This window comes from Flavobacterium sp. H4147 (assembly GCF_029360735.1).
Taxonomy (GTDB): Bacteria; Bacteroidota; Bacteroidia; order Flavobacteriales; family Flavobacteriaceae; genus Flavobacterium; species Flavobacterium endoglycinae.
This window is the reverse complement of the sequence record NZ_JARKNB010000001.1, coordinates 1,195,767-1,222,573: the sequence shown is the minus strand read 5'-3', so window position 1 is coordinate 1,222,573 and position 26,807 is coordinate 1,195,767. Positions and strand designations below refer to the sequence as shown.

23 protein-coding genes are annotated in these 26,807 nt (G+C 32.7%); 8 read left to right on the top strand and 15 right to left on the bottom strand.

The genetic code is table 11. From position 1 onward, the window contains the following. The first annotated feature begins 5 nt into the window (after nucleotides 1-5). Together P2W75_RS05415 and recA are read left to right on the top strand one after the other, a co-directional pair. A complete protein-coding gene (locus P2W75_RS05415; protein ID WP_207298480.1) occupies nucleotides 6-515 on the top strand; it encodes an acyl-CoA thioesterase in 510 nt (169 codons plus the stop codon). Nucleotides 516-663: 148 nt separating this feature from the next. After that, nucleotides 664-1,671: a recombinase RecA gene (recA, locus tag P2W75_RS05410; RefSeq protein WP_207298479.1), complete on the top strand. Its 1,008-nt coding sequence runs from the start codon at nucleotides 664-666 to the stop codon at nucleotides 1,669-1,671. Nucleotides 1,672-2,221: 550 nt separating this feature from the next. On the opposite strand, the gene P2W75_RS05405 is transcribed toward recA, so the two are convergent. Further along, nucleotides 2,222-2,983, bottom strand: a complete 762-nt coding sequence (locus tag P2W75_RS05405; protein ID WP_276379343.1) for a 1-acyl-sn-glycerol-3-phosphate acyltransferase — start codon at nucleotides 2,981-2,983, stop codon at nucleotides 2,222-2,224. Between the two features lie 224 nt (nucleotides 2,984-3,207). On the opposite strand from P2W75_RS05405, the gene trpS reads away from it, so the two are divergent. Then, complete coding sequence (gene trpS, locus P2W75_RS05400; RefSeq protein WP_276379342.1) at nucleotides 3,208-4,182, top strand: tryptophan--tRNA ligase; 975 nt, start codon at nucleotides 3,208-3,210, stop codon at nucleotides 4,180-4,182. Between the two features lie 58 nt (nucleotides 4,183-4,240). Here trpS and P2W75_RS05395 read toward each other — a convergent pair whose 3' ends face one another. Together P2W75_RS05395 and P2W75_RS05390 are read right to left on the bottom strand one after the other, a co-directional pair. Further along, nucleotides 4,241-4,954: a LytTR family DNA-binding domain-containing protein gene (locus tag P2W75_RS05395; RefSeq protein ID WP_276379341.1), complete on the bottom strand. Its 714-nt coding sequence runs from the start codon at nucleotides 4,952-4,954 to the stop codon at nucleotides 4,241-4,243. After that, on the bottom strand, nucleotides 4,944-5,888 hold the full coding sequence (locus P2W75_RS05390; protein ID WP_276379339.1) for a sensor histidine kinase: 945 nt from the start codon (nucleotides 5,886-5,888) through the stop codon (nucleotides 4,944-4,946). Before P2W75_RS05390 ends, P2W75_RS05395 begins: the two co-directional genes overlap by 11 nt. Nucleotides 5,889-6,187: 299 nt before the next feature. Here P2W75_RS05390 and P2W75_RS05385 point away from each other — a divergent pair, with 299 nt between their 5' ends. Then, complete coding sequence (locus tag P2W75_RS05385) at nucleotides 6,188-7,300, top strand: acyltransferase (RefSeq protein WP_276379337.1); 1,113 nt, start codon at nucleotides 6,188-6,190, stop codon at nucleotides 7,298-7,300. Nucleotides 7,301-7,303: 3 nt separating this feature from the next. Next, the gene (locus tag P2W75_RS05380; protein WP_276379335.1) at nucleotides 7,304-7,780 is read left to right on the top strand and encodes a nuclear transport factor 2 family protein; all 477 of its coding nucleotides are present in this window, start codon (nucleotides 7,304-7,306) and stop codon (nucleotides 7,778-7,780) included. Between the two features lie 230 nt (nucleotides 7,781-8,010). Here the strand turns inward: P2W75_RS05380 and dprA are convergent, their stop codons facing one another. Then, nucleotides 8,011-9,111 carry a DNA-processing protein DprA gene (dprA, locus tag P2W75_RS05375; protein WP_276379334.1) on the bottom strand — a complete coding sequence of 367 codons (1,101 nt, stop codon included), beginning with the start codon at nucleotides 9,109-9,111 and terminating at the stop codon, nucleotides 8,011-8,013. 238 nt (nucleotides 9,112-9,349) lie between these two features. Between dprA and P2W75_RS05370 the strand changes: the two genes are divergently transcribed. Then, nucleotides 9,350-10,315, top strand: coding sequence for an SPOR domain-containing protein (locus P2W75_RS05370; RefSeq protein ID WP_207298468.1), 966 nt, complete (start codon nucleotides 9,350-9,352; stop codon nucleotides 10,313-10,315). Between the two features lie 53 nt (nucleotides 10,316-10,368). Here P2W75_RS05370 and P2W75_RS05365 read toward each other — a convergent pair whose 3' ends face one another. From P2W75_RS05365 to P2W75_RS05335, 7 genes are all read right to left on the bottom strand, one after another. Continuing rightward, nucleotides 10,369-11,127 (bottom strand): hypothetical protein, encoded by a 759-nt coding sequence (locus P2W75_RS05365; protein WP_276379332.1) that lies wholly within the window; start codon nucleotides 11,125-11,127, stop codon nucleotides 10,369-10,371. Nucleotides 11,128-11,220: 93 nt separating this feature from the next. Next, on the bottom strand, nucleotides 11,221-13,500 hold the full coding sequence (locus tag P2W75_RS05360; protein WP_276379330.1) for a helix-turn-helix domain-containing protein: 2,280 nt from the start codon (nucleotides 13,498-13,500) through the stop codon (nucleotides 11,221-11,223). Nucleotides 13,501-13,609: 109 nt separating this feature from the next. Next, nucleotides 13,610-14,185 (bottom strand): OmpH family outer membrane protein, encoded by a 576-nt coding sequence (locus P2W75_RS05355; RefSeq protein WP_207298465.1) that lies wholly within the window; start codon nucleotides 14,183-14,185, stop codon nucleotides 13,610-13,612. Between the two features lie 646 nt (nucleotides 14,186-14,831). Beyond that, nucleotides 14,832-15,680, bottom strand: coding sequence for a bifunctional 2-polyprenyl-6-hydroxyphenol methylase/3-demethylubiquinol 3-O-methyltransferase UbiG (locus P2W75_RS05350; protein ID WP_276379328.1), 849 nt, complete (start codon nucleotides 15,678-15,680; stop codon nucleotides 14,832-14,834). A gap of 220 nt (nucleotides 15,681-15,900) precedes the next feature. After that, a complete protein-coding gene (mnmG, locus tag P2W75_RS05345) occupies nucleotides 15,901-17,772 on the bottom strand; it encodes a tRNA uridine-5-carboxymethylaminomethyl(34) synthesis enzyme MnmG (protein ID WP_276379326.1) in 1,872 nt (623 codons plus the stop codon). 537 nt (nucleotides 17,773-18,309) lie between these two features. Continuing rightward, a complete protein-coding gene (gene ybeY / locus P2W75_RS05340) occupies nucleotides 18,310-18,729 on the bottom strand; it encodes an rRNA maturation RNase YbeY (RefSeq protein WP_276379325.1) in 420 nt (139 codons plus the stop codon). Continuing rightward, on the bottom strand, nucleotides 18,726-22,139 hold the full coding sequence (locus P2W75_RS05335; protein ID WP_276379323.1) for a DUF4175 family protein: 3,414 nt from the start codon (nucleotides 22,137-22,139) through the stop codon (nucleotides 18,726-18,728). The genes ybeY and P2W75_RS05335 overlap by 4 nt, the downstream gene beginning before the upstream one ends. Before the next feature lie 163 nt (nucleotides 22,140-22,302). Here P2W75_RS05335 and gltX point away from each other — a divergent pair, with 163 nt between their 5' ends. Together gltX and P2W75_RS05325 are read left to right on the top strand one after the other, a co-directional pair. Then, nucleotides 22,303-23,808, top strand: coding sequence for a glutamate--tRNA ligase (gltX, locus tag P2W75_RS05330; RefSeq protein WP_276379322.1), 1,506 nt, complete (start codon nucleotides 22,303-22,305; stop codon nucleotides 23,806-23,808). A gap of 250 nt (nucleotides 23,809-24,058) precedes the next feature. After that, complete coding sequence (locus P2W75_RS05325) at nucleotides 24,059-25,042, top strand: SPFH domain-containing protein (protein WP_207298459.1); 984 nt, start codon at nucleotides 24,059-24,061, stop codon at nucleotides 25,040-25,042. Nucleotides 25,043-25,062: 20 nt separating this feature from the next. On the opposite strand, the gene P2W75_RS05320 is transcribed toward P2W75_RS05325, so the two are convergent. The 4 genes from P2W75_RS05320 to P2W75_RS05305 all read right to left on the bottom strand — a co-directional run bounded on the left by P2W75_RS05320 (nucleotide 25,063) and on the right by P2W75_RS05305 (nucleotide 26,646). Next, nucleotides 25,063-25,317: a DUF6327 family protein gene (locus tag P2W75_RS05320; RefSeq protein ID WP_276379320.1), complete on the bottom strand. Its 255-nt coding sequence runs from the start codon at nucleotides 25,315-25,317 to the stop codon at nucleotides 25,063-25,065. 5 nt (nucleotides 25,318-25,322) lie between these two features. After that, nucleotides 25,323-25,673 carry a competence protein gene (locus tag P2W75_RS05315; protein ID WP_276379318.1) on the bottom strand — a complete coding sequence of 117 codons (351 nt, stop codon included), beginning with the start codon at nucleotides 25,671-25,673 and terminating at the stop codon, nucleotides 25,323-25,325. 77 nt (nucleotides 25,674-25,750) lie between these two features. Next, nucleotides 25,751-26,077 (bottom strand): YtxH domain-containing protein, encoded by a 327-nt coding sequence (locus tag P2W75_RS05310; protein WP_207298456.1) that lies wholly within the window; start codon nucleotides 26,075-26,077, stop codon nucleotides 25,751-25,753. A gap of 92 nt (nucleotides 26,078-26,169) precedes the next feature. Next, on the bottom strand, nucleotides 26,170-26,646 hold the full coding sequence (locus tag P2W75_RS05305; protein ID WP_276379317.1) for a hypothetical protein: 477 nt from the start codon (nucleotides 26,644-26,646) through the stop codon (nucleotides 26,170-26,172). Nucleotides 26,647-26,807: the final 161 nt, after the last annotated feature.

The following is a 26,807-nucleotide window of genomic DNA, read 5'->3' as shown; positions in this document are numbered from 1 at the left end:
AAAAAATGAATCCAAAAAATCCTTCAGAGTCCCTAACTATTTTAACAGATTTAGTTTTACCGAGCGAAACTAATCCATTAAACAATCTTTTCGGAGGCGAATTATTAGCCCGAATGGATCGCGCCGCGAGTATTGCAGCCCGCAGACATTCACGCCGAATTGTAGTTACGGCTTCTGTAAATCACGTTGCTTTTAACAGAGCAATTTCTCTTGGAAGTGTTGTGACTGTCGAAGCTAAAGTTTCAAGATCATTTAAAAGTTCTATGGAAGTTTTTATAGACGTTTGGGTAGAAGACCGCGAATCTGGAAACAGAACAAAAGCCAACGAAGCTATTTATACATTTGTTGCCGTAGACGATACCGGAAGACCAGTTGAAGTACCGCCAATAGTACCGGAAACCGAACTTGAAATACAACGTTTTGATGCCGCTTTACGTCGTAAACAGCTGAGTTTACTGCTTGCAGGCAAAATAAAACCTACCGATGCGACAGAATTAAAGGCTCTATTTTTGTAATGAAAATTGTGACAATTTGGAACAATCAAACTTCAAAAAAAGGACTAATTTTACAACTTCCAAGCCGAACCAAAATCAAGAAGTTATTTCCTTCTTTTGATTTTCATTTTGAGGGCTTAAAATAACAATTTAGATAATTTAAGAAAAGATGAGTGCAGACAAAGAAGCCAAATTAAAAGCGTTACAACTAACACTTGATAAACTTGACAAAACCTACGGAAAAGGAACCGTAATGAAAATGGGCGATAGAGCTATTGTAGAGGTAGAAACGATTTCTTCTGGCTCTCTTGGAGTAGATTTAGCTCTTGGTGTGAATGGTTACCCAAAAGGAAGAATTATTGAAATATACGGACCAGAATCTTCTGGTAAAACTACTTTAACTTTACACGCAATTGCAGAAGCTCAAAAAGCGGGTGGAATTGCTGCATTTATTGATGCTGAGCATGCTTTTGACAGAAATTATGCTGAAAAATTAAATGTTGATATCGAGAACTTAATTATTTCACAGCCAGACAACGGAGAGCAGGCACTTGAAATTGCTGAAAACTTAATCCGTTCTGGAGCAATTGATATTGTGGTAATTGACTCGGTTGCGGCATTGACTCCAAAAAGTGAAATCGAAGGTGAAATGGGAGATTCTAAAATGGGTCTTCACGCACGTTTAATGTCACAGGCATTACGAAAACTTACTGGAACTATCAGCAAAACAAACTGTACGGTTTTCTTTATCAACCAGCTTCGTGAAAAAATTGGTGTAATGTTCGGAAATCCTGAAACTACAACTGGAGGTAACGCATTGAAATTCTACGCTTCCGTACGTTTAGATATTCGTCGTTCTGCTCAAATTAAAGACGGTGAAAACGTAATTGGAAACAGAACTAAAGTGAAAATCGTAAAAAACAAAGTAGCACCACCATTTAAAACTGCCGAATTTGATATCATGTACGGAGAGGGAGTTTCTAAAACAGGTGAAATCCTTGACTTAGCAGTTGAATTTGATATCGTTAAAAAAGCAGGATCATGGTTCAGTTATGGAGATACAAAATTAGGACAAGGTCGTGATGCCGTTAAAGCCTTAATTAAAGATAATCCAGAATTAGCAGAAGAGCTTGAAGAAAAAATTAAAGCTCATATGAAAGAATTAGCAGATGCTTAATATTTCTAAAAGTATTTAAAATCAATACTTTATCACATAAACCCGACACTGTAAAGCTGTCGGGTTTTTTATTTTTAAAAAAAAGTAAAAAAATGACGCAACCTTTTTTAAAAAACCTCATCTAATAAAAAGACGTGCGATTTGCGGTATTGCCATATACCCATTCTCAAGGTTTTTTTAGAATAAATTTGGTTGGTTATCAATAAAAATCCGTTGGTGTTTAATATACTAACGGGTTTTTAAAAAATAGTTCCAAAATTTTATTCTCAGAATCCAACCTTTTTGATTTTTTGTTATCTAAATATATTATCCATTAACTGAGTTTTTAACGAAACTCTTTAATAACCAAACCTATAATATTTTAGCCATGAAAGAAATACTAGAAACGTTGCTGAATAAAAACCGCAGAAAAACCAAATTGAAGTTTAAAAAAATATTACGATTTATATCTGAAAAAATAATTCATAGATAAAGAGCTTTTTGAATATAAAAAGGGGTTTTTAGTTCAAAAGAAAACCCGGCAGACTTTATTGTTTACCGGGTTTGTTTTTTAAACTAATACTTTGGATGTTTTCTTTTCAAATTCAATTAATCCATTGTAAATGATTTGTCTAACTTTATCTTTCAGTTCCTTTCTGTTCTCTGAAGTAAGACCTTCAGTTTCTACAAATGGTAAAATTTTACCTCTCATTTTTCCAGGACTTCCGCTCAAAAAAGTATAGGAGAATCGTTTTTTATTGTCCGCAAAAACGATTGGTACAATTGGAATTTGATGATCGATTGCAAGCCTGAAGGCGCCGTCTTTAAACTCATCCAATAAAATAGATTCATCGTCAGGAACTCCTCCTTCTGGGAAAATACAAATACTTAAACCTTGATTAAGACGACTCTGCGCTCTTTTGAAAACTTCATTTTTACTTTTAGAAGAATTTCGATCCACCAAAATACAGGTTCTTTTATAGAAAAATCCAAACAACGGGATCTTAACTAATTCTTTTTTTCCCACAAAAACAAACGGGTTTTTGATAATGGCAAGCATCAGCATAATATCTGTCATCGACGTATGATTGGCCACAATCATGTAGCTTTTATTCTTGATAAGTTTCTGCTCTTTTTTGATTTTGTAATAAAATCCCATTCCGAAAAGAATGAATTTAGCCCAAATGCGGGCCATTTTAAAGAAATACGGATATCCTTTCTCAGAGATAATAGAAATAAGCAATAACGGCAGCATAATGAGTATTGGAACCGCCATTAAAACGTAAAACCATATGCGCCAGATAATCCAAAAAGCAATTTTTAATATTTTCATAACTTCAAAAGTAAGAAACAGAAATGAATTCTATTAAAAAATAATTGGGATTGGTTTTTTACCGCAGAGTTTACAGAGTTTTCGCAGAGAAAAAGAGTTTTTGTAAAAATTGCTAAAGCAATTAGCGTACAAAGATCAATCTATTAGAACTTTCTAAAAAAATCACGAACTTTGTGGTTTATAGAAATAAACTTTGCGAACTTCGCGGTTCAGAAATAAAAATAATGGCAAAAATACTTACTGGTGTTCAAAGTACAGGAACGCCTCACTTAGGAAACTTATTAGGAGCAATTATTCCAGCGATCGAATTATCTAACAATCCAGCAAACGAATCATTTTTGTTTATAGCTGATTTACATTCGATTACACAAATTAAAGATGGAAAAACATTACGAGAAAACACTTTTAGTGTAGCTGCTGCATGGCTGGCTTTCGGATTGGATATTGACCGTGTTACATTTTACAGACAGTCTGATGTAGTACAAACAACTGAGTTGACTTGGTATTTAAGCTGTTTTTTTCCGTTTCAGCGCTTGACACTTGCACATTCCTTCAAAGATAAAGCAGATCGTTTAGATGATGTTAATGCTGGACTTTTTACGTATCCGATGTTAATGGCAGCCGATATTTTATTATATGATGCCGAGTTTGTTCCAGTAGGTAAAGACCAATTACAGCATTTAGAAATTACACGTGATGTAGCGGCAAGATTCAACCACCAAATGGGAGAAACTTTTGTGCTTCCAGAAGCTAAAATTCAGGAAGACAGCATGCTTATTCCGGGAACAAACGGAGGAAAAATGAGTAAATCAGCCAACAATTATATCAATATTTTCTTGGATGATAAAGCGCTGCGCAAACAGATTATGAGCATTGAAACGGATAGTACTCCGCTTGAAGCTCCAAAAAATCCTGATACCTGCAATGCCTTTGCTATTTATTCTTTAATGGCAGATGATGCTCAAATTGCCGAAATGAGAGCCAATTATTTAGGTGGAAATTATGGTTACGGACACGCCAAACAAGCTATTTTTGAATTGATTACTGAGAAATATAAAACCGAAAGAGAAAAATACAACTACTACATAAACAATCTAGAGGAAGTAGATGCGCTTTTGAAAAAAGGTGCTGCCAAAGCATCAGTTATTGCTGACGGCGTTTTAAAAAGAGTTCGTGAGAAACTTGGTTTTGAAAAGTAAATTAATTTGCCAGCTCAGAAGAAGCTTCATGGTACTAAATAATTTAAAACCCGATTGATCATCTTTCGGGTTTTTTATTTGCTATTCTTTTGAAATCTTGCTTCAGCTGATCGTAATTTTCTTTATAGATGCGGCCAGCCGGAATTGAGTAATTATCAATAATCAATTCGTTGTTTCCTATTGCTTTTACTTCTTTTTGATTGATTAAGAAAGAACGGTGAATCCGTAAAAAACCTTTAGAAAACAGATTCATTTCCAGATCACTAATTTTATATTTTGCCGCAATTTCTTTTTTGCCTTTTAAAACCGCTTTAATGTCATTTCCCTGACTTTCAAAAAATAAGATATCGGTTAATGCAATTTTATGCTGCAGTCCGTTGGATTTCAACATAATGAATTCTTCCACATTACTATCAGGATTTTGTCTTAAAACACGTTCAACCGCTTTGAAGAAACGTTCGAACGTTATGGGTTTCAAAATATAATCGACAGCTTCGAGTTCAAAACCTTCAATCGCAAATTCGCGGTAAGCGGTTGTAAAAATCGTTTTGGGTTTATGATGCAGAGATTTTAAAAAATCAATTCCGTTTAAATCCGGCATATTGATATCTAGAAAAATCAAATCGACAGAGTTCTGTTTTAGCAGTTTATAAGCTTCCAATGCATTCTGCGCAGTTCCAATGATATGTAAATCTTCAATTTTAGAAATATGATTTTCTAATAATTGTACTGCCAGCGGCTCATCATCAATTACAACACAATTAATTTTCATTGGCAGGAATTTGTATTTGAACTTTAAAAAACCCGTTTTTATTTTCAATTTCAAACTGACTTTGATCACCATAGATAATCTTCAGCTGATCTTGAATGATTTTCAATCCAAGACCTTTAGAATTCATATTTTCTTTCGGGATGAATGAGTTTTCAACTTTTAAAACTGTTTTGACCACATTAGTTTCTACGGAAATAAAAATAGAAATTTTCCCAGTATTACAGGCAGCTCCGTGTTTAAAAGCATTTTCAACCAAAGATAAAAACAGCAAAGGCGGAATCTGATTTTCGGATTGAATGTTTTCCGTAACAATCAATTGTAATCTTTCATTGTACCTCAGCTTTTCCAATTCGATATAATCTTTGATTACTTTCATTTCTTCCGAAATCAAAACCATTTTTTTTTCTGCTTTGTATAAAATATAATCCAGCATATTCGAGAGCCGGCTTATGGATTCTGAAGTTTTGTTTAAGTTGATGATCGACAATGAATAAATGTTGTTTAGTGTATTGAATAAGAAATGCGGATTTAAACGCGTTTTTAAGGCCTTTAATTCTAATTCTGCTTTCTCTTTGAGTAATTGTACCGAATTCTCTTTTTCGTTTCTTAAATCAAGCATAAATGATATCGAAACAAAAATAAAAGATGCAGTCACAATTGGGATAACATAAAAGCAGAATAAATAATTCAAATCTGTTACAATACTCCAAATATCATCTTTTGGTGTTTCGATAAAAAAAGGTTCTGCGATATAGATCGTAAATAATCTATTTAAAACCGAAATTCCATAAATACCCAAGATTGAAGAAACAATAAATACGAAATATCGCTTTCTGTAAAACAGCTTTTTGATTAAAATACTGTATGCAAAATTGGCCGCCAGAATCTGAAACAACAAATGCGTGAGATCATATGGGATTATTTGAGAAAACATTGGGTGTTTATATTCTGCATAAATTTTGACTTCACCTATTAAAAAAAAGGCGCACCAAAATATCACTTGGAATATAATCTTCTGTTTTTGAGTACTATTTGAATTTTTAATCATAATTCAAAAATAAACAATCACAAAGCATATTATGCCAAATCGTGATGAACAACAATGAATTGAATGTGGATAACCAAAAATGCACTTGAAATTCAATTCATTGCTTTTTACATGAGAATTATTTCCGTTTGAATAAATCAGAAAATAAGATCAAAAAATCAAGTTCTCTTTGCATAAAAAAACAAATGCATACAGCTGCAGAAAAATTTCACGGACTAGATCACTTACGCGCTTTGGCCATTACGATGGTTTTAATATACCACTACCGAATGTTTGCTCATCCGGAATGGGTCGATACTTACGGACGTTTTGGCTGGATGGGTGTAGATTTGTTCTTTGTTCTAAGCGGATTTTTAATTTCAAGACAGCTTTTTCATGAAGTCAATTCGAATGGAAAAATTGGCTTAAAAGCATTTTTCACAAAACGGTTTTTTAGAATAGTACCGCCTTATGTTGTAACGCTTTCTCTCTATTTTCTATTTCCTTTTTTTAGGGAAAGAGAATCGCTGCCTACTATTTGGAAATTCATCACTTTTACACAGAATATCGAATTAGATCTTTTCAATTTCGGAACATTCTCCCACGCTTGGTCGCTATGTATTGAAGAGCAATTTTATCTCTTGTTTCCGTTGACATTAGCGCTTTTTTTGTATTATAAAAAGTTTAGAATTTTCAACTATTTTTTGGTTCTTTTATTTCTCTTTTCAATAATTCTCAGAGAAATTTCATGGCAGATTTTCGTGGTTCCCAATATAAACAGCGACGATTTTTGGCGTATTTGGTACATGAAAATTTATTATCCCACATACACCCGATTAGACGGATTGCTCTCAGGAATTGCCATTGCTTATTTTTATGAAAATGCACTTTGGTTTAAGAAATTTATAAACTCAAACGGCAATTATTTATGTCTTGTTGGTATTGCTTTATTAGGTTTTTCAATGTGGATTTGTAACGATCAAACATCGCATTTAGCTTCGGTATTTGGATTTACAGCAGTTTCAATTAGTTTTGGTTTGATAGTGATGTCGGCCGTTTCAGAATCTTCGTTTTTGTATCGTTTCAAATCAAACTGGACAGCGCAACTTGCGACACTTTCATACGCTGTTTATCTTTCTCACAAAGGTATTATACACATCATGCAATCTTTTATAGAAGAAACTTCTTTGGAAAAAGAAAGTAATTTAACGTTCCTAATCAGTATGATTACTTGTTTAATTACAGGATTGATTTTTAGATATATAATTGAAAATCCATCTGCTAAAATCAAAAATTATATTTTAAATCGTAATCATTAACTCATGAAAATCATTATTACTGTTTTTGCAATCTTGTCCTTAAACCTAGTTTCGGCACAAGAATTATCTAAAGATCAAGAAGAAATCCACCAGATTTTAAATTCCTTTATGCACAGCATTATAGCAAAAGATTCTGCTACTTTTAAAAGTTTGTTTTTTGAAGAAAATGTAAACTGGATTGGCGTGATGAAAGAAAAAACGCAAACAAAAAGATTGGCGAAACCTGTCGTAACAAAAAACTATTTTACGAGCAGTTATAAAGCTTTCTTTCAATCGATTATGAAGGATAAAAAGAGCGAGGAGAAATTCGAAAACATTCAAATTCAAAATGATGATGCCATTGCCAGCGTTACTTTCGATTACAGTTTTTGGTCTGAAGATTCAATGACCAACTGGGGAAAAGAATACTGGCAGCTTGTAAAAGCAAACGGACGCTGGAAAATTTCAAGTGTTATTTTTTCTATCGAAATGTCGAAATAACATTCTCAGCGGGATATTTATTAATTTATAACTTAACTTGCAATCAATTTTACGTAACTTTATAATTATTAATATATTAGAAGTAAAATATGAATAAGTATATTGAAGATTACGATATCCCGCCATATCTGTTTCAGATTTTAAATATAGCTTTTGCAATACTGGTTATTTTTGTTTTTTACCGATTATTCAAGCATTTCAGAAACAAAAATAAATAACAAAGTCACTCGTTAAATAGCTTCAAAAGTTTTACCTGGAAGAGGGCGAATTACGCCTTTTAATTCCATGTTTAACAGAATACCTGAGATTTTAAATATCGGAAGATTGCATTCTAGAGCAATACTATCAAGCAATTCCTTTCCGTTTTTAATAAGAAAATCATAAACCATTTGTTCATCAGGTTCTAGTTCCACGAACAACTGTTTCTGAACTGGTTTGGATTTCTTTTCGATATCCCAATTTAAAACATATACGAGATCTGCCGCAGATGTTAATACATTTGCTTTCTGAGTTTTAATAAGATCGTTGCAGCCTTGACTGTATTTGTCTGTAACTCTTCCGGGAACCGCAAAAACATCTCGGTTATAATCGTTTGCTAGATTTGCTGTAATGAGCGAACCGCCTTTATCAGCCGATTCAATTACAATTGTGGCTTCACTAATACCTGCAACGATACGATTTCTGCGCACGAAATTCTCTCTATCGGGCTGAGATGTACTCCAGAATTCGGTTATAAAACCACCATTCTCTTCCATTTTTGCCATATACTTTTTATGGTTCTTAGGATATATCTGATTGAGTCCATGTGCGAGAACACCAACCGTTTGCAGATTGTATTCCATAGCCATTTGATGCGCCATTATATCTACTCCGTAAGCAAAACCACTGATTATAACTGGATCAAGCGGTACTAAATCTTCAATAAACTTTCGGCAAAACTCAATTCCGTAAGAAGTAATTTGGCGTGTACCAACAATGCTGATGGTTTTTCGGTTTTTGAGATCGATATTTCCTGTAGCAAAAATTAAGACTGGCGAATCTATACAATGCTTCAATCTTTCGGGATATATTTCATCTTGAAAATAAGATACTTGAATATTATTCGATTGAATGAATTTCAGTTCTTTATCGGCTTTTTCAAAAATACTTTTGTCTTTCAGATTGTTTACAAGTGCTGATCCAATACCATCAATAGCAGCAATTTTATTCAAACCGGTTTTAAAAATAGATTCGGCACTGCCGCAGTTTGTGATCAGCTTTTTAGCTATAATATCTCCCACTCCTTCTACCTTCATTAAGGCTAATAAATAAAATAAATCCTGATCTGACATTTTTCTAAAATATTATGTAAAATAGAAACGAAAACTATTTTCTTTTTGAGGTGCAAATATCATTAAAACAAAGTAATTTCCTAATAAATATTACATTTTTAAAAAATTGAACAGTGCAATTTTGAATAACTCTTATTTTAAATTATTGAAAATTAATTATCTATAAAAAATCGTGAATTGTTAATAAAAATTGTGAATAAATTTTTGATAACTATATTCATTCTCTAACTTTGCTGATATGAAAATCGAGACTTACATAGCACAGTTATTATATCGTTACCAGTGTGTAACGGTTCCAGGGTTTGGAGCATTTTTAACCGAAATTCAATCAGCTCAGCTGAATGAAAGTACTAATTCGTTTTTTCCACCCAAAAAATTAATTTCATTTAACAGCCGTTTAAAAAACAATGACGGACTGCTGGCAAATCATGTCGCGCAGGCAGAAGGTATATCGTACGGTACTGCTGTAAATGCCATTGCAAATGAAGTGACAAACTGGAAAAAAACGCTGGAAGAAAATGGCGTAATAAGTCTTAAAAACATTGGTGATATTCGTTTGAATTATGAGAACAATTTCATCTTTACACCAAACGATCAAACCAACTATTTGACAAGTTCATTCGGGTTAAGTCCGTTTGTTTCTCCGCTCGTTAAGAAAGAAATTTTCGAGAAAAAGATCGAACAGATTGCCGAGAAAAAACCAGTTCCATTATACGAAAATGAGGAAACAAAATCATCTGGTTCATTCTTGAAATATGCAGCGATTTTAGTTTTAGGTCTTGGAATTACGGGAAGCATTGGATATCCATTATATCAAAATCAAATTGCTACGCAAACACTTGTGGTAGAAGGAGCGGTTCAAAAGAAAGTTCAGAACAAGATTCAGGAAGCTACTTTTTTTATTCAAAATCCTCTTCCAGCAGTAAATATGGCTGTGGATTCTGCTAAAACAGAAACCGTTGAAGAGAAAAAAATGCCGTATCACATTATGGCTGGCGCCTTTAGAAGTGAAGCCAATGCCAGAAAAGCATATAACCAATTGATAAAAGATGGTTATCAGGCAAGAATGCTGGGCGAAAATAAACACGGATTATTCCCGGTTTTATACGGAAGTTACGCCACAATGTCTGAAGCTGAAAAAGCACAAAAAGAAATACAAAAAGGCGAAAATCCAGACGCATGGATTTTGGTTGAAAATCTATAAAATCAAAAAAATTATAAAAAAAAGCGATTCAAAATGAATCGCTTTTTTTATGTTTAACGTGGAACAATTTTCGCATTTTGAGCAAGAATCTCCTTTTTGTTCTGATAGATAGTTAATGTTGCAGGAGGGGCATCAGATGTGCCTAAAACGATAATATAGCATTCGTAAACATAAGCTCCTTTTTTAAATTCGAACTTACCGTTTCCTCCGCTGCCGTCAGCAGTCCATTTTCCGTTGGTAATAATCAAATCAGGCTTTTCACTCATTGCTTTTTTAATTGACCATGACGCATAACGGTAATTTTGGTTTCCTAAATCATCAATTCTGATTCTAAATTTAGACGTTTCCAGAATATAAACTGGCTCTTTAAACTTAGCAATACTAGAATGTAATTTGTTTTTTTGCGAAGAAATCAGTTTTGCTTTTAAATCTTTCTCATATTTTGATTCATAATTGATGGTTTTCAGTTTTCCATCGGTGTCAAACCAAATGGTTCCATTATTGAGCATAATACCGCGCCAGCCCACTTCTGACCAATCTTTATCAACATTTGAAGATGTGATTTCTTTCTTCAAATTGGCATCAAAAATTTGAGAATAACGTTTTATAAATTCTGCTTTATTTTTGACAGATGGTATTGGGTTTTCACGATGCAAAGGATAAGAAATGTTATTGGCAATAGCCTCTTTCCTATCGTTTTTAACATCGTCGATAAATGTTTTCAAGAACTTTTTATATTCTGGTTTCAGATCCTGGCTGAAAGTATTTTGAATACAAAGAATTAAGAATAAAATATATACTAGCTTTTTCATAATTTTCTATTTTACATAATGTTTTTATAAACGGATTCAAAATTTTGAATCCCATTCTAAAGTACAAAATTCAAAAATGAAAATGAAACAAAATTAATTTATACTGGCTTTGAACATCTTAAGTTCATCCCATGTAAATTCGTCGCCATATTTTTCTTTTAAAGGTGCCAGAGATTCTTCCTGATAAAACTGAAATGCTTCACGAAGAGCAAGGATTTTATCATACGAAAGCACATCTGAAATATCTACTTTCTTAGCCTGAATGAGTTTTATAAAATGGGTTTCCACCGTCTGCACGGTTAATTTTCTAATTCGTGCAATGTCATCAATTGAATTTTTCTGTAACCAGAGTTCGTGCGTTTCTTCGACAGTAGTTTTTTTTGGGCCTTTTTCGGCTGTTTTATCAGCTTTTTTGGCAGTATAACTACTGAGAGGTTCTTCCACGTGAAACATATCCGTATTGGCGCTTTTTTGCTCGTCTCTAATTTTCGAAATCTTATCAGATTTATAATTTTTTATGGCTGGAGAAGATAAACTGTCTTTGTTAATGGTTTCACGGGAAACCACAATATCCATCAAAAGTCTGGCTTTCATTAACCTCAAAACAGCCTGCGTCTGCAGGTCATCTAAAAATGCTAATTCTTCGTAGAACTCTTTAACTTTTTTAAACTTCTGAATTTCAGCCATTTTATTCAAAATATCAGTAACCAATTTATCCATCGGTTTAAAGAAATAATCGTAGGCTGCCTCTACCCTTTCTTTTACAAACACCAAATCAACGGTTTCTCCACCAAAAATCTTATTGAGCTGCGCAATAAATTTTTGAGCTGGATTCACGAGCTGTTCAATAGAATCTAAGCGTTTATGAGCCCATGCCGAATGTTTTGATTTTTCAGATCCTGTCGCATTTTCATTATAACTAAAACGATGATTTCGCCATTCTTGTGCAAGATCTGTCCAGTTGAAACTGTCTATCAAATACTTATGAATAAAATTTTTGGTTTCGAAGTGAAGGGAATTTTTAAGATCGTTTTCGTTTGCTTTGTTCAGAGCATAGTCCATTACATCTTGATCATTTGAAAGTCCATTCATCTGCATTGCAGAAAGCAAAATAAGCCCATTTAAGGACGTTAAACGAGAAAGCGCTACATAGGCTTGCCCCGGAAGGAAAACTTGCGATACATCGAGCGCAGCTTTTTCAAAAGTTAATCCCTGGCTTTTATGAACGGTAATTGCCCACGCCAATTTGATTGGATAATGCGCAAATGTACCTAAAACCTCTTCTTCAATGTCTTTTGTAAGTTCATTTACTTTGTAACGGATGTTTTTCCACTCGTATTTTTCAACTTCTATGGTTTTATTTTCTTCTGGAAAGTGAACAAAAATTTCTTGATCAGAAAGTGATTTTATAACGGCCATTTTTCCGTTGAAATATCGTTTTTCAAATGATAGATCGTTCTTAACAAACATTACCTGTGCTCCTACTTTGAGTTTGAGGTTTTCTTCAACTGGATAAATTTTTTCTGGAAAATCGCCTACTACAAATGGCAGAAAAGTAAATTCATTTCCGCTCAGATCATTGATTGCTTGTTCGTTAATAGTATCTGCTTTTGCATTATGAGTTGTTAAAGTTATGTATCCCGGATTCAATTTTAAATCAAAATCTGCTTTTACATATTGGTTTAAAACCTCGATATCTTCTTTACTGATCTGATTGTTTCGAAGGTTGTTCAAAACCGAAATAAAAACATCATCACTCTGGCGGTAAATCTTTGATAATTCGATATATAACGGTGGATTCTGTTGTACTACATGCGAATGAAAAAAGAATTTTCCTTTATAATAATTTCGCAGTGTTCGCCACTCTTCATCACGAATTACGGGCGGAAGCTGTAATAAATCTCCAATAAAAAGCACCTGAACACCTCCAAAAGCTCTCGTATCTCTACGAACGGTCTGCATCATAAAATCGATAGCGTCCAGCAGATCAGCGCGCAGCATACTGACTTCATCAATGACCAAAAGCTCCATATTTCGAATCACATTTCGCTTTACATTGTTCATTTTGAAATGTCTGCGAAGTGATTCTTTGTTTTCAAATTTTACGGTTTCAGTAAACTGAGAACTGTCTTGATAACTAGGAATAAAGGCTGAAAATGGCAGCTGAAACATCGAATGTATCGTTACACCTCCTGCATTTAATGCCGCAATACCTGTAGGTGCTACAACAACTGTATTTTTGTGTGTAGTGGCAATAATTTCGCGCAATAAAGTAGTTTTTCCTGTACCGGCTTTTCCAGTCAAGAAGATCGATTTTTGCGTCTGATTTATGAATTGTAAGGTGTAAGCAGCTGCTTCAGAAACGTTTTGCATTATGCAGATATTAAACGTCAAAAATATCGCATTTTTATAAAAGAAAAAAACCTAAATCAGCAAGTGATTTAGGTTTTTCCAATTTTAGTTTTAGTTAGTTTGGCATTTTTTATTTTTTAGCCTCTTCTTTTGCTGCTGGTTTTTCTTCAGCTTTTGGAGAAGCTTTGTATTTGTCATTCAAAGCTTTAATAACCTCTTTTGTGATGTCATATTTATCTTCAGCATACAATACAGTTGCTGCATCACCAGTACCATAGATGTATGCATAACCGTTTTTCTTACCGTATTCTTTGATGAATTTTTTAACTCCGCTTATCAAAGAGTCCATTTCAACACCACTTTCCTGCTGTAATTGCTGTGATAATTGTTGTTGAGCGTATCCTAACTGCTGCTCTCTTTTTTGTAATTCAGCACCTCTTTGTTGTGCCCATTGCTGGCCATTTGCCTGCGCCTGGCTTTGAAAATTAGCAGCATCTTGTTTAAAACGATTAATTTCAGCTTGCAATTGTCTACCTTTTTCTTCTGCCTGAGCTTTGTATTTGGCTTCAACATCTTTTGCCTCAGTGTATTCTTTCATTAAAAGTGAAGTATCGATATAAGCTGTTTTTACTTCCTTAACTTCTGCCGTCTTATTACACGAAACAGCCAAAATTGAAAGTCCGATAATTACTAATGCTTTTTTCATTTTCTAAATTTCTATTTTTTTATGTATTGAAGACAAAAATATAAAAAAATAAATAGGATCGACATAAAGTTTAAAAAATGCTGGAATTTTAGCATATTAGTTTTTTTTATGGATCATATTTATTCTATAATCTATAATTATTAAAAATGGCTTTCATATCTTTTCTTAAAACAATCTTCTCCAAAAAGGAATATAAACCCACCATTTTATCCAATATAATGCTTTAAAAACGCTTATTTTACGTTTTTATTACTTTTGAAGTACAAAAGTTAGATGAAAGGTATTTTTCCTCTAAAATTTGAAAATTTTATCTGATGGCTTAAAAAAATTCAGCCATTTAAATTTTGGGAAGCATACTTTCAATTTTAAAAAATTACCACACACAAAAATTCAATCTTAAAATTTAAATTTTCATTTTTTCGAAGTCGGAAATTAAAAATAAATAAAACGAACAAAACCTTAAAAATTTGAGAAAAAATGAACCATTTTTCAAGTATTAGTTTTCTTTATCGCTACTCGATTAACTATAAAGCAACCCTATAAAAAGTGGCTTTAATAGCTTTTACTAGAGCGGTTTTCTCAGAAAAGACAATACAAACACCTCAATAACACGAAAAAAGCGCCTTAAAAGCGCTTATTTTACGTTTTATTTGTTTTTTAAGACATAAATGTGTGACGAATACTCTTTTGTACTCGAAGCTTTCATATTTGATTTTAAACCAACAAAAAATGCTTTGACAAAATTCATTTTTCCGGTTTTATATTTTTCAGATAAAAGACTCACGTAAAAAGAATCAAATTTCATGGGAAGTATTTTTTCTAATTTCATATCGACTTTTTCAAAAAGCGACTGAATGGCTTTTTTTGAAAAATGCCAAAAGTGAATCGGCACATCAAAAGCGGCCCAAAATTCTCCGTAATGTTTCGCGTCGTAAGATTTAAAATTTGGAACCGCAACAATTAATGTTCCAGTTGGTTTTAAAAGTCGCTTCAATTCTTGGATTTGTAATTCTAAATTTGGGATATGTTCCAAAACATGCCACATCGTAATTACGTCAAAAGAATTATTTTCAAGTTCACTGGTTTCTTCCACAAATGAAATTCCTTTTTGCTTTGCAATATTTTTTGCTCGGTCGCTTGGTTCAATTCCAAAAGTTTCCCAACCGTCATTTTTTGCCGTCAATAAAAAATCTCCTGTTCCGGCTCCAATATCTAAAATTTTTCCTTTTTGAGATTGTTCGGAATTGATCAAATTCAATTTGTTTTTTAAAGCAATACTTTTTACAAAATGATATGCTTTTTCAAAAAAGGAACGTTTGTTATCTGTGTGCGAAATATAATCTTCGCTTTCGTAATATCTTCCTAAATTTTCTAATTCGGGCTGCGGAGAAGTAATCAGCATATCCAGATTTTCATCATAGTACAAATCGAAAATTTCTTTTGAAACAGAATGGTCTTTTACAGTAAGAAAATGTTTTTTGTTTAAAACGTCCATTTTTTAATTCTAGTTATTTTTTGGTTTAATTGTATAACAAATCCTAAAAACGAAAATTTTCATTTTTAGGATTTCTATTCTATATTTTATTCTTCAAATTTATTTTGAAAACCGAGATTATTAAATTTTTAAAATAGTTTCACGTGGAACATTTTTAGTTTCAGTCGCAGTTTTAAGTTTATAGTAAAACTATGACTGAAAACTGCGACTGTCTACTTTTTTATCTTCCCATATAAATCAAAAGCACAGAAATATCACTTGGTGATACACCGCTGATTCTTGATGCCTGCGAAATTGTAACCGGACGAATTTTGCTTAATTTTTGTTTCGCTTCAATCGACATTGATTTAATTTTATGGTAATCGAAATTCTCTGGAATTTTTACTTCTTCTAAACGATTTAGTTTATCAGCATTATTTCTTTCCTTTTCGATATATCCAGAATATTTAACTTGAATTACGGCTTGCTCTACAATTTCTTTATCAAGATCATTTTCTTTTATGTATGCATCTACTTTTTCAAATTTCAACATATCCTCCAATTCGATCTGTGGACGTGAGAAAACTTTAAACATTTTATCTCCTTGTGAAATTGGCGCAGATTCTTTCTCAACTAAAATTGGATTTGTTTCGGCAACCGTAACACTTGTTTCTTTAAAGAACGCAACCATCTTTTCAGATTCATTTAATTTGTGTTCCATTCTTCGCATTCTTTCTTCAGAAGCTAAACCAATTTCATACGACATTGGCGTCAATCTGAAATCGGCATTATCTTGTCGCAACAATGTTCTATATTCTGCTCTTGATGTAAACATACGATACGGCTCTTCTGTTCCCTTCGTAATTAAGTCGTCAATCAAAACTCCAATATAGGCTTCATCACGTTTTAAAATCAAAGGCGATTTTTCATGCACTTTCAAATGCGCATTTATTCCGGCCATCAAACCTTGCGAAGCTGCTTCTTCATATCCTGTTGTTCCGTTAATCTGTCCGGCAAAATATAAACCTTCAACTAACTTTGTTTCCAAAGTATGTTTCAATTGTGTCGGCGGAAAATAATCATATTCGATTGCATAACCTGGACGAAGGAATTTCACATTTTCAAAACCGGCAACTGAACGCAAAGCTTTAAACTGAATATCCTCTGGAAGCGAAGTTGAAAATCCGTTTACATACACTTCACAAGTTTTCCATCCTTCCGGTTCAACAAAAAGCTGGTGACGTTCTTTATCTGCAAAACGATTAATTTTATCTTCAATCGAAGGACAGTATCTCGGACCTAAACTTTTTATCCTTCCGTTGAACATTGGCGAACGATCAAAACCTTCTCTCAAAATATCGTGAACATTCAATGACGTATACGTCATATGACAAGAACGTTGATGCGTTAACGGAACCGTTAAATCCGAATAAGAAAACTTATCCGGTTTCGCATCTCCTTTTTCTTCGTTCATTTTCGAATAATCCAAAGAACGACCATCGACTCTTGGAGGTGTTCCTGTTTTCATTCTTCCCGCTTCAAATCCTGCTGCGATCAAATCTTCGGTAATTCCGGTTGCGGCACTTTCTCCTGCTCTTCCTCCACCGAATTGTTTTTCTCCAATATGGATCAAACCATTCAAAAAAGTTCCGTTTGTCAAGACCACCGATTTCGAACGAATCTCAACTCCAAGAGAAGTTCTGATTCCTTTTATTTTTCCGTTTTCGATAATCAGCCCTTTTACCATCTCTTGGTAGAAATCCAAATTTGGAGTTCCCTCCAACATCATTCTCCATTCTTCTGCAAAACGCATTCTGTCACTTTGAACTCTCGGTGACCACATTGCAGGTCCTTTTGATTTGTTCAGCATCTTGAACTGAATTGCAGTTCGATCTGAAACAATTCCTGAGTATCCACCAAGCGCATCAATCTCACGAACGATTTGTCCTTTTGCAATTCCACCCATCGCAGGATTGCAAGACATTTGCGCAATGTTTTGCAAACTCATTGTAACCAGCAAAGTTTTGGAACCCAAATTTGCTGCCGCTGCCGCGGCCTCGGAACCGGCATGACCGGCACCCACAACAATAACATCGTATTCTTCTAAAAACATTTTTGTTTTATTTTTTCTCCGAAAATCGTTCTAAAAACGTTTCAGAATTACTTTTTCTTTTCTGTTCCACGTGGAACCAAATATTCTAAACTCCATTTTAGAAACTCCAAATTCCAAAACAATTATGTTTCACGTGGAACGATTCGCTTCTTTTTAACTCTCTAAAATCTAATTTAAATTTGTTTCACAAACTCAAATCAAGATATTTTTTTACATTCAAAACGTTTCACGTGGAACACAATTTTCAGGTTAAAAAATCAAATTTCTCAGTTCAAACAGAATCGTTCCACGTGGAACGAATATTTAAAATCTTGAAAAATTGAAAATTTTCTCTATTACATGTTTCACTTGGAACGTTGTTTTAGAATCAAAAAATATATAAAAAGAGCTTCTTATTATATTTGTTCCACGTGGAACTAAATAAAAATCACTTATCTTTTATCTTAAATTGTTTCACGTGGAACTAAAACTTTTTTAAAAATTCAGAAAACGTTTCACGTGGAACAAAAATTTTCATTGTTTTTTTTAGATGTTTAATTAGCGTTCCACGTGAAACATACTGATTTTTTCATCTTCTTTAGAACGCATTAATTCTGCATCCTCATCTGATTTATCTTTATATCCACAGTAGTGTAATATACCATGCGCAAGAACTCGCTTTAATTCTTCTTCAAAAGAAACATTAAAATCCTTAGCATTGTCCTCTACTCTTTCTACAGAAACAAAAATATCTCCGCTGATTTCATTACCAACTGTATAATCAAAACTGATAATATCAGTTAGTGTGTCGTGATTTAAATACTCTACATTTATTTTATGCAGGTATTCATCATCGCAAAATATATAATTGATTTCTCCCTCATTCTTCTTTTCAGAAACAATTACTGAACTTAACCAATCGTTATAGGCTTGTTCGTTTTCTAAAGTAAACTCGGTTTCGTAATTAAAGTTTATCATTTTGTATTAAAATATTCTTGAACTTTTTGATTAAAATTTGAGCGCAAAGGTAGCGATTGTCTATTTAAAATTTCTACACTATTTAAATATTCAGTTAATGAGCTTGGTAACGCATTTGATTTATTAGAAAACTCAGCTTTATTTGTTTCAGATTGGCGCTTCGTATCTTGGCCTTGTTCCTGAACTGCGTTGTTTAATTTCCATAATTCTTGTTGGATATTTAGAATTCTCTGCAGGTTTTCATTCTTAAAACCTTTATTCAAAATTTGTTTTTCTGAAGCTTTCATCTGTTCAATTACAGGTCTACCTTGTGCATCTAATCCTTTTTTAGATAATTCTTTTTGCAATGCTTCACGAAGTTTTACCTGTTCTTTGTAAATCTCCATAATCTTTTCAGCATCTCCTTCTCCATCCTCACCTTCATTTCCGTCATTGCCTTTACCTCCACTTTTATTTCCCTGTCCATTTTTACCTTGTCCGTCTTTTCCATCTTTCCCAGATTCCCCTTTTCCGTTCCCATCTTTACCCTGACCATTTTGGTTACCTTGTCCTGGTTTTCCTTCTCCGCTTTTTCCCTGCTGTCCACTTCCAGGTTTATCACCGGGCTTCATTCCTTCTTTCATTTTATCAGCCAGACCTTTTTGTTTTTGAATAATATCCGGTAACTGCATTCCTTGTCCGTCGCCTGGTTTTGGTTTTCCTGTTCCCGGTTTAGACATTTGCATCTGCATATTATTTAAAAGATCACTTAAAAAATCTGCTAGTTTGTTTGCTGATGATACCGCATATTGCTGATGAGAAACTCCTTTTGGTATTTGAACTTCGGTTAAAACTTCAATTGCTTTGTCCATATTATATTGTACGTTTCCAATTTCCTTAGTTACATCTTCGGCAATTTTTGGATTTCTAAGTGACATTGCAAACAAGCTGTCATCAACATGTCTGAATTGTTGTTTTAAATTCTGCTGTATTTTTATGTTTTTAGTAAAGGCCGAAGAACCTAATTTCATCGATTTAAATTGTTTCATTACATCTTCTTGTGATAATGAAAATGCTAAAAGGTTATCCAAAATCTGACGAAGCATGGCAACATCTTCTTCTAATTGTTCCTGCTCTCCGCCTTCCATACTCGAACTCATTTCCTGAGCCATGCTTTTCATTTTCTTTGAAGCACTCTTTTGTTTCTGTTTTGCTGAAGAAGAATTGTTTTTACTTAACTCTTCTGAGGCTTTATTCAAATCATTTTTTACATCTTTTTCTTTTGAAGCATCTGATGGAATATCCAAAGGAGCTTTCAAACTTTTGTTCTCGTCTTTTAAATCTTTAAGATCTTCCTGAATTTTATCGAATGATTTATTGATATCATCCTGCTTCTCTTTGGTATTTTCTTTGTCTTTATTAGATAACTGTTCCTGTTGTTCTGATAGTTTATTTAATTTCTCAGCAACTTGTTCTGCTTTCTTTTCTACATAAAAACGTTTCGTTAATTCAACTAATTGTTCTAAATTACGAGATTGGTTTTTACTAATTTGTTTAAACTTTTCCATCTTATCAAACAGTTCTTCGCTGTTCAATTTGTCGTTTAGGTTCTTTAGTTCATCTAATAGCTTTTGATTTTTCTCTAAATCTTTCTCAGCATTATCTAAACGTTTTTGTAAATCATCAGCCGTTTTATCCTTTTTGTCAGAGCTGTATTTATCTAAATTCTTATTCATTTTTTCAGCAAATTGTTTCATCATTTCGTCTTGTTGTTTCTGACGTTTGATAAAATCATTTACTTTCTGCTGATCTTTGAACTCTAAATTATCTTTTTCTTTTCCTGTATTTTTCAGTTTATCCATTTCAGAAAATTGCTTTTCTTGATTCTTCAATGACTTCGATAAACTGTTTATGTTAGCATTTTGCTGTTGCAATTCTGCATCCTGAATTTCATCTGTAGTAGAAACTCGATCTGAAAATGTAGAAGATTTTGTGCTCTTGAATCCATGCAAAACATCATTATCAAAAACCTCAAAATAGTATTCATAAGATACTCCTTCCTGAACTGCAAGGTTGCTTGGGAAGTTAAAAACAAACTGATCGAACACTGCCTGCTTTACTGGAATGGTTCCTCGTTTTGCAGTTTGTGGTTTGTTACGTTCGTAATATACTATCTGTAATTTTGATAAACCGTAGTCATCACCTAGTCTTCCTAAAACATAATTCTTATCTAATTTTAAACTATCTGGAGCTGGCGAAACGGTAATTGTTGGATGCTGATCTTTGATAACTGACAGCTGATAATCTAATTTTTCGTAGTTTTTGACCTTATTATTTGAAGTAAGAATTTGATATTCTGTATTTTGAACTATATTTTTAGCCAGTTTAAATTCGTTTTCATCCTTTTTAAAGTTAAAAGTTGAGTGCTGATCCTTCCAAACTACCTCTTGAGTTGACTGCGTATTCATTCTCCAAGTTACAGTTGTCCCTTCTGGTACGATTGCATTTCCAGTTCCCTGAATAATTTCTGATTTCTTTTTTAGGTAAGATGGAAAGTTTAAGATCATTTCGAAGTTGGCAATTGAAGGAACAGTTATCACTTTCAATTCGTATTCATTTGATGAAACTGAATTTCCTTCAAAAGAAAAAGCAACATTCGAAGTTGGTTTTTCAATCTTAAATTCGAACTTTCCAGTTTGCGAAGATTCCATAAAATAGCTTTCATTGCCAATATGGATCATGACATTTTCGGGAACAATATTTCCTTCTGTTTCTACTTTTACAATAAAATCTTTGTTTTGCTCGGTCTGCAAATTGTTATTTAAAACTACAAATTTGAAAGGAGCCGGCGGTAAAAATGAAGCATTAAAATGCACTACTCTATTAAAACTCTGCGAAATTATATTGCTGTTTCCAGAGATAAAAAACACAGCAAACAACAAAACCGGAATCAAAGCCAATGGCAAATACTTCTTATTCGATTTAAAATTAATCGCATTCCCAAACGGAATTGGCTGTAAAGAATTTGCTTTTTGCTCAATTGAAGCCAGCATCAATTCTGAACTTTCAGCAGAATTTTCATTTGAAGAAAGCTGTAAAAAGTTCGTCAGCTTATCACTTACTTCTGTAAAATGGTTTCCAATAATTGCCGAAGCCTGATTGTAATCAATTCCTTTTTGAAGTTTGAATAGTTTAAAAATTGGAAATAATATAAATCGAAACAGCAAGAAAACTTCGACTGCAATAAATAACCAAAATAAAAGTGTTCTTCCCACAGGTTTCAGCCATAGAAAATATTCCACAAAAAGTGTAAATAAAAAATATAAAAGACCAAAACCAATAAAAAGAAGTGCTCCTTTTATCAGTTCATTCATATAATATTTCTTTATAAATCCTTCTAACTTCTGATATATTGCAGATGATGTTTTCAAAATAAAATCTCTTTTAATTATAACCTATAAAAGTAGTAATTATTAATTAGATAATGATCAATTAGAAAATTAGTCAATTAAGCTTAACACAACGCATTATCTAATTTTCTCATTACCGAATTTTCTAATTCAGAGTTGTATCTTTGCAACAAAATTTATACAAATGTCAAAGCAAGTTCGTGTGCGTTTTGCACCAAGTCCAACAGGACCATTACATATTGGTGGTGTTCGTACTGCCCTATTTAATTATCTATTTGCAAAAAAACATAACGGTGTTTTTTATCTGAGAATTGAAGATACAGATCAGACTCGTTTCGTACCTGGTGCCGAAGAATACATCATGGAAGCATTAGAATGGTTAGGAATTTCTCCTGAAGAAACTGTTGGAAAAAATGAAAAATTTGGTCCGTACAGACAAAGTGATCGTAAAGATTTATATCAAAAATATGCCGATCAACTGATTAATTCTGGTTGGGCTTATTATGCTTTTGATACTCCTGAAGCATTAGATGCTCATAGAAAACAGCACGAAGCCGAAGGAAAAACATTTATATACAATCATCATAATCGCGAAAAGTTAGATACTTCTTTGGTAATTTCTACAGAAGAAACTTCGGAAAGAATTGCAAAAGGAGAACATTATGTCATTCGTTTTAAAACTCCTGTTGATGAAACTTTGCATTTGAAAGATATTATTCGCGGTGATGTTAAGTTTGAAACTAACTTACTTGATGATAAAGTTTTGTTCAAAAGTGACGGAATGCCAACGTATCATTTGGCCAATATTGTGGATGATCATTTAATGGAAACTTCACATGTAATTCGTGGTGAAGAATGGCTGCCATCTATGCCACTTCACGTTTTATTATACAGAGCTTTTGGATGGGATGCTCCAGAATTTGCACACTTACCTTTAATTTTGAAACCAATTGGAAACGGAAAATTATCTAAAAGAGATGGTGACAAATTAGGATTTCCTGTATTTCCTTTAGAATGGAAAACAGAAGAAGGCGTTTCATCTGGTTACAGAGAAAAAGGATTTTTCCCAGAAGCAGTTGTAAACTTCCTTGCGTTGCTTGGATGGAATGACGGAACTGACAAAGAATTATTTTCTCTTGAAGAATTGGTTGAAGCTTTTGACTTGAACAGAGTTCATAAAGCGGGAGCAAAATTTGATCCTGAAAAGAACAAATGGTTCAATCACCAATATTTAATCAAACAAAATGATGAAGATTTAGCAAAAAGCTTCTCTCCTATTTTAGAAGAAAAAGGCTTCTCAACTTCGCTTGAAGTGACAACTCGTATAGTTTCTTTGATTAAAGAAAGAGCACATTTCGTCTCTGATTTTTGGGATTTAACTGATTTCTTTTTCCAGGCACCAACTGTTTATGATGAAAAAGCAAGTAAAAATTGGAAGGAAGAAACACCAGCTTTAATGCAGGAATTGATTTCAGTTTTAGAAAATATTGAAGATTTTACTTCTGCAAATATCGAAACAATTGTAAAAGACTGGTTAACAAAAAATGAAATTGGAATGGGTAAAGTAATGCAGCCTTTCCGTTTAAGTTTGGTTGGAGCACTTAAAGGTCCTCACCTATTTGACATTGTAGAAATCATTGGAAAAGAAGAAACTATTTCTAGAATTCAAAAAGCTATATCAAGTTTATAAAATAATTTACCATTAAGATATTAAGTTTATTAAGCTCAACTTGATTGTAAAAAAAGTTTTTAGGTTCATAAGCTTAGCTTAATTATCTTGACAAAGCTTGACTTAATTTACTTAATGCCTTTAATGGTAAAAAAAATGAAACGCTAAGAAATATCTACAAAATGTTCTTAGCGTTTTTTTAATATTTGATAATTTTAATTTAGAAGAATTTTCGTAATTTACCAAAATCATAAATATAAATTAAACAACCATGGGTACAGCATTTATTATCTTATTAGTATTCGCATTTTTTATTTTCATGTCTTCATTTTTTACTGTAAAGCAACAATCTTCAGTAATTATCGAGCGATTTGGAAAATTTCAAAGTGTTAGAAATTCAGGATTACAATTAAAAATTCCAATTGTTGACAGAATTGCAGGACGTGTAAATCTTAAAATTCAACAACTTGATGTTATCATCGAAACCAAAACAAGAGACAACGTTTTTATCAAAATGAAAGTTTCTGTTCAGTTCAAAGTGATTCAGGAAAAAGTATATGAAGCTTTTTATAAATTAGAATATCCTCATGATCAGATCACTTCTTATGTATTTGATGTGGTTCGTGCCGAAGTTCCAAAACTAAAATTGGATGATGTTTTTGAAAGAAAAGATGACATCGCAGTTGCAGTAAAACGTGAATTGAACGAAGCAATGTCTACTTATGGATATGATATTATCAATACTTTGGTTACTGATATTGATCCAGACATTCAGGTAAAAAATGCAATGAACAGAATCAACGCTGCTGATAGAGAAAAAACTGCAGCAGAATTTGAAGCAGAAAGTTCAAGAATTAGAATCGTTGCAAAAGCAAAAGCTGAAGCAGAAAGTAAACGTTTACAAGGTCAAGGTATTGCAGATCAGCGTCGTGAAATTGCAAGAGGTCTTGTAGAAAGTGTTGAAGTTTTGAACAATGTTGGAATTAATTCTCAGGAAGCTTCTGCCCTAATTGTCGTTACGCAGCATTATGATACATTACAAGCAATTGGTGCCGATGCAAATTCTAACTTAATCTTACTTCCAAATTCTCCACAAGCCGGAAGTGATATGTTGAATAATATGGTAGCTTCTTTTTCAGCATCAAACCAGGTTGGTGAAATGATGAAAAAGCACAGCAAAAAAATAGAAAAGCCAAAACCTATTCAGCCTCAATCTGGATATGAAGATGACATTCAACCAGATGTGCAGCAATAATGACAAAATAAAAAAGAGGCTTAACTGCCTCTTTTTTTATTTATAAACCAATTGATTATAAAGGGAATAATTGATTGTAAAATTTCTGGATATGATTTCTTAACATAATCTGTATAAGATGAAACAAATCCATTAACTAAATTTTGTGGTGTAATACTGTCTTTGGTTTTCTGAAAACTTAAAACCAATTTCTGATAATTGATGTCTTTTTCCAACTTCAGGATTTCTAAATCTCTTTCAATTTCAGCATAAGATGAGTATTTTTTTTTCTCCATAATCCTTAATCATTAAAAAATATTTCTGAAAATTTCTCTAAAATTGGGCCTTCGACCATCTTATCTTTTATAAAGAAAAGTAAAATAGTAAATACTAAATACATCCCTCCTACTGTTAAAAATCCAAGTGCATTACTTTCAAATAAAGAACCAAATGCATAAGCAGCTGCAAAAGATCCAAAAATCATTACCATACTAAAACATAATAAAATCAACGTAAACTTAAATATTAAAGTTGTTGACTTCATTGCTACTTTAAAACCCCATAATTTATAATAAGCTAAATGACTATCTATGTAGACTTTTGTTTGTTCTTGAATTTTTTCGGTGTTTTCTTTTAATTCTTCGAAAGCCATAATTGGAATTTTAAAAAATAAAAAAGCACAAAACTTCCTTATAAAATAAGCAAGTAATGTGCTATTTGTGATTATTATTATTTTTGAAGTTTAGCGTTTTGTGCTTTTAAATCAGCTAATTTAGATTCCAAAAAAGTGATCACTTCTTCTGTTTTGTAACTTACATTTGACAGTAATTCTGTTAATGTTCCATCAAGATTTTGAGTTGCACTTGTAAACTTTTCACGAAGAACTTCAGAACTAGCATCAAAAGAATCTTTTATATTATGTTTCGCATCATCAATACCTTCCTTAATTTTTGCTCGAGTTTTAGATCCTTTATCTGGAGCAAATAAAATTCCGATTGCCGCTCCCGCAGCTGCTGCAGCTAAAATGGCTGCTGCTGTATTTAAGTTCTTAGACATGATATTACAATTTTAAATTATTAATAAAGATACTCTTTTTTGAACTTATAAATTTCTGATTAATTGTTATTTACAAAAAATTAACAATCTAATTAATACACATAAGTTGTAGCTTCGTATTTACCATCTTTCTCAGCTATACTTACAAACGGCGAACCATTTGATGCTGACTTACTTTTAATTCTCATAGCAGTTTGCTTTTGATTTGCAATTGGCGGTTCACCTTTTGTCCTCGTCGACACTCCTGTAAATGTTCCTGTTTGCTTAAGTCCTATTGTCTTTTCTTGAGGCAAAACAGTTACCATTTTATAATCGTCTTTTGAATCAACTACTATTTTATCAGAAATTTTCTGAGTTTGTTTTGTTTGTTTATTTGTAATAGATGAAACAGCATGTTTACTGATTTTAACTTCTTCTGAACTTCCATTCAATGAATAGTAAATTAATCCATTTTCATTTTTAATGAAATTAACATCAAGTTGTTCACCATTATGTTTTGTAATTTGATGTGTTTGAGAAATTGCAACATTTGCAAATAATAGCGCTAGCGTAAAATATAAAATTTTCATGATTATTAGATTTAAATTAAAAATTGTCAGACTAGAAATTTAAAAACTAAACTTTCACACAAATTCAACATTATGGAATTTTATACATTATGATGCAAATTGAAAAATACCTTTTACGCGAAATATTATCAAAATTACATCACAATAAAAATGAGAACATA

What these genes read in the sequence shown, in the direction of transcription:
- ybeY (WP_276379325.1), bottom strand. Translation starts at nt 18,729, where the DNA reads ATGATAAACTTTAATTACGAAACCGAGTTTACTTTAGAAAACGAACAA.
- recA (WP_207298479.1), top strand. Translation starts at nt 664, where the DNA reads ATGAGTGCAGACAAAGAAGCCAAATTAAAAGCGTTACAACTAACACTT.
- P2W75_RS05305 (WP_276379317.1), bottom strand. Translation starts at nt 26,646, where the DNA reads ATGAAAATTTTATATTTTACGCTAGCGCTATTATTTGCAAATGTTGCA.
- P2W75_RS05390 (WP_276379339.1), bottom strand. Translation starts at nt 5,888, where the DNA reads ATGTTTTCTCAAATAATCCCATATGATCTCACGCATTTGTTGTTTCAG.
- P2W75_RS05365 (WP_276379332.1), bottom strand. Translation starts at nt 11,127, where the DNA reads ATGAAAAAGCTAGTATATATTTTATTCTTAATTCTTTGTATTCAAAAT.
- P2W75_RS05405 (WP_276379343.1), bottom strand. Translation starts at nt 2,983, where the DNA reads ATGAAAATATTAAAAATTGCTTTTTGGATTATCTGGCGCATATGGTTT.
- P2W75_RS05385 (WP_276379337.1), top strand. Translation starts at nt 6,188, where the DNA reads ATGCATACAGCTGCAGAAAAATTTCACGGACTAGATCACTTACGCGCT.
- P2W75_RS05380 (WP_276379335.1), top strand. Translation starts at nt 7,304, where the DNA reads ATGAAAATCATTATTACTGTTTTTGCAATCTTGTCCTTAAACCTAGTT.
- P2W75_RS05355 (WP_207298465.1), bottom strand. Translation starts at nt 14,185, where the DNA reads ATGAAAAAAGCATTAGTAATTATCGGACTTTCAATTTTGGCTGTTTCG.
- mnmG (WP_276379326.1), bottom strand. Translation starts at nt 17,772, where the DNA reads ATGTTTTTAGAAGAATACGATGTTATTGTTGTGGGTGCCGGTCATGCC.
- P2W75_RS05350 (WP_276379328.1), bottom strand. Translation starts at nt 15,680, where the DNA reads ATGGACGTTTTAAACAAAAAACATTTTCTTACTGTAAAAGACCATTCT.
- trpS (WP_276379342.1), top strand. Translation starts at nt 3,208, where the DNA reads ATGGCAAAAATACTTACTGGTGTTCAAAGTACAGGAACGCCTCACTTA.
- P2W75_RS05310 (WP_207298456.1), bottom strand. Translation starts at nt 26,077, where the DNA reads ATGTCTAAGAACTTAAATACAGCAGCAGCCATTTTAGCTGCAGCAGCT.
- P2W75_RS05415 (WP_207298480.1), top strand. Translation starts at nt 6, where the DNA reads ATGAATCCAAAAAATCCTTCAGAGTCCCTAACTATTTTAACAGATTTA.
- P2W75_RS05360 (WP_276379330.1), bottom strand. Translation starts at nt 13,500, where the DNA reads ATGCAAAACGTTTCTGAAGCAGCTGCTTACACCTTACAATTCATAAAT.
- dprA (WP_276379334.1), bottom strand. Translation starts at nt 9,111, where the DNA reads ATGTCAGATCAGGATTTATTTTATTTATTAGCCTTAATGAAGGTAGAA.
- P2W75_RS05395 (WP_276379341.1), bottom strand. Translation starts at nt 4,954, where the DNA reads ATGAAAATTAATTGTGTTGTAATTGATGATGAGCCGCTGGCAGTACAA.
- P2W75_RS05370 (WP_207298468.1), top strand. Translation starts at nt 9,350, where the DNA reads ATGAAAATCGAGACTTACATAGCACAGTTATTATATCGTTACCAGTGT.
- gltX (WP_276379322.1), top strand. Translation starts at nt 22,303, where the DNA reads ATGTCAAAGCAAGTTCGTGTGCGTTTTGCACCAAGTCCAACAGGACCA.
- P2W75_RS05320 (WP_276379320.1), bottom strand. Translation starts at nt 25,317, where the DNA reads ATGGAGAAAAAAAAATACTCATCTTATGCTGAAATTGAAAGAGATTTA.
- P2W75_RS05315 (WP_276379318.1), bottom strand. Translation starts at nt 25,673, where the DNA reads ATGGCTTTCGAAGAATTAAAAGAAAACACCGAAAAAATTCAAGAACAA.
- P2W75_RS05325 (WP_207298459.1), top strand. Translation starts at nt 24,059, where the DNA reads ATGGGTACAGCATTTATTATCTTATTAGTATTCGCATTTTTTATTTTC.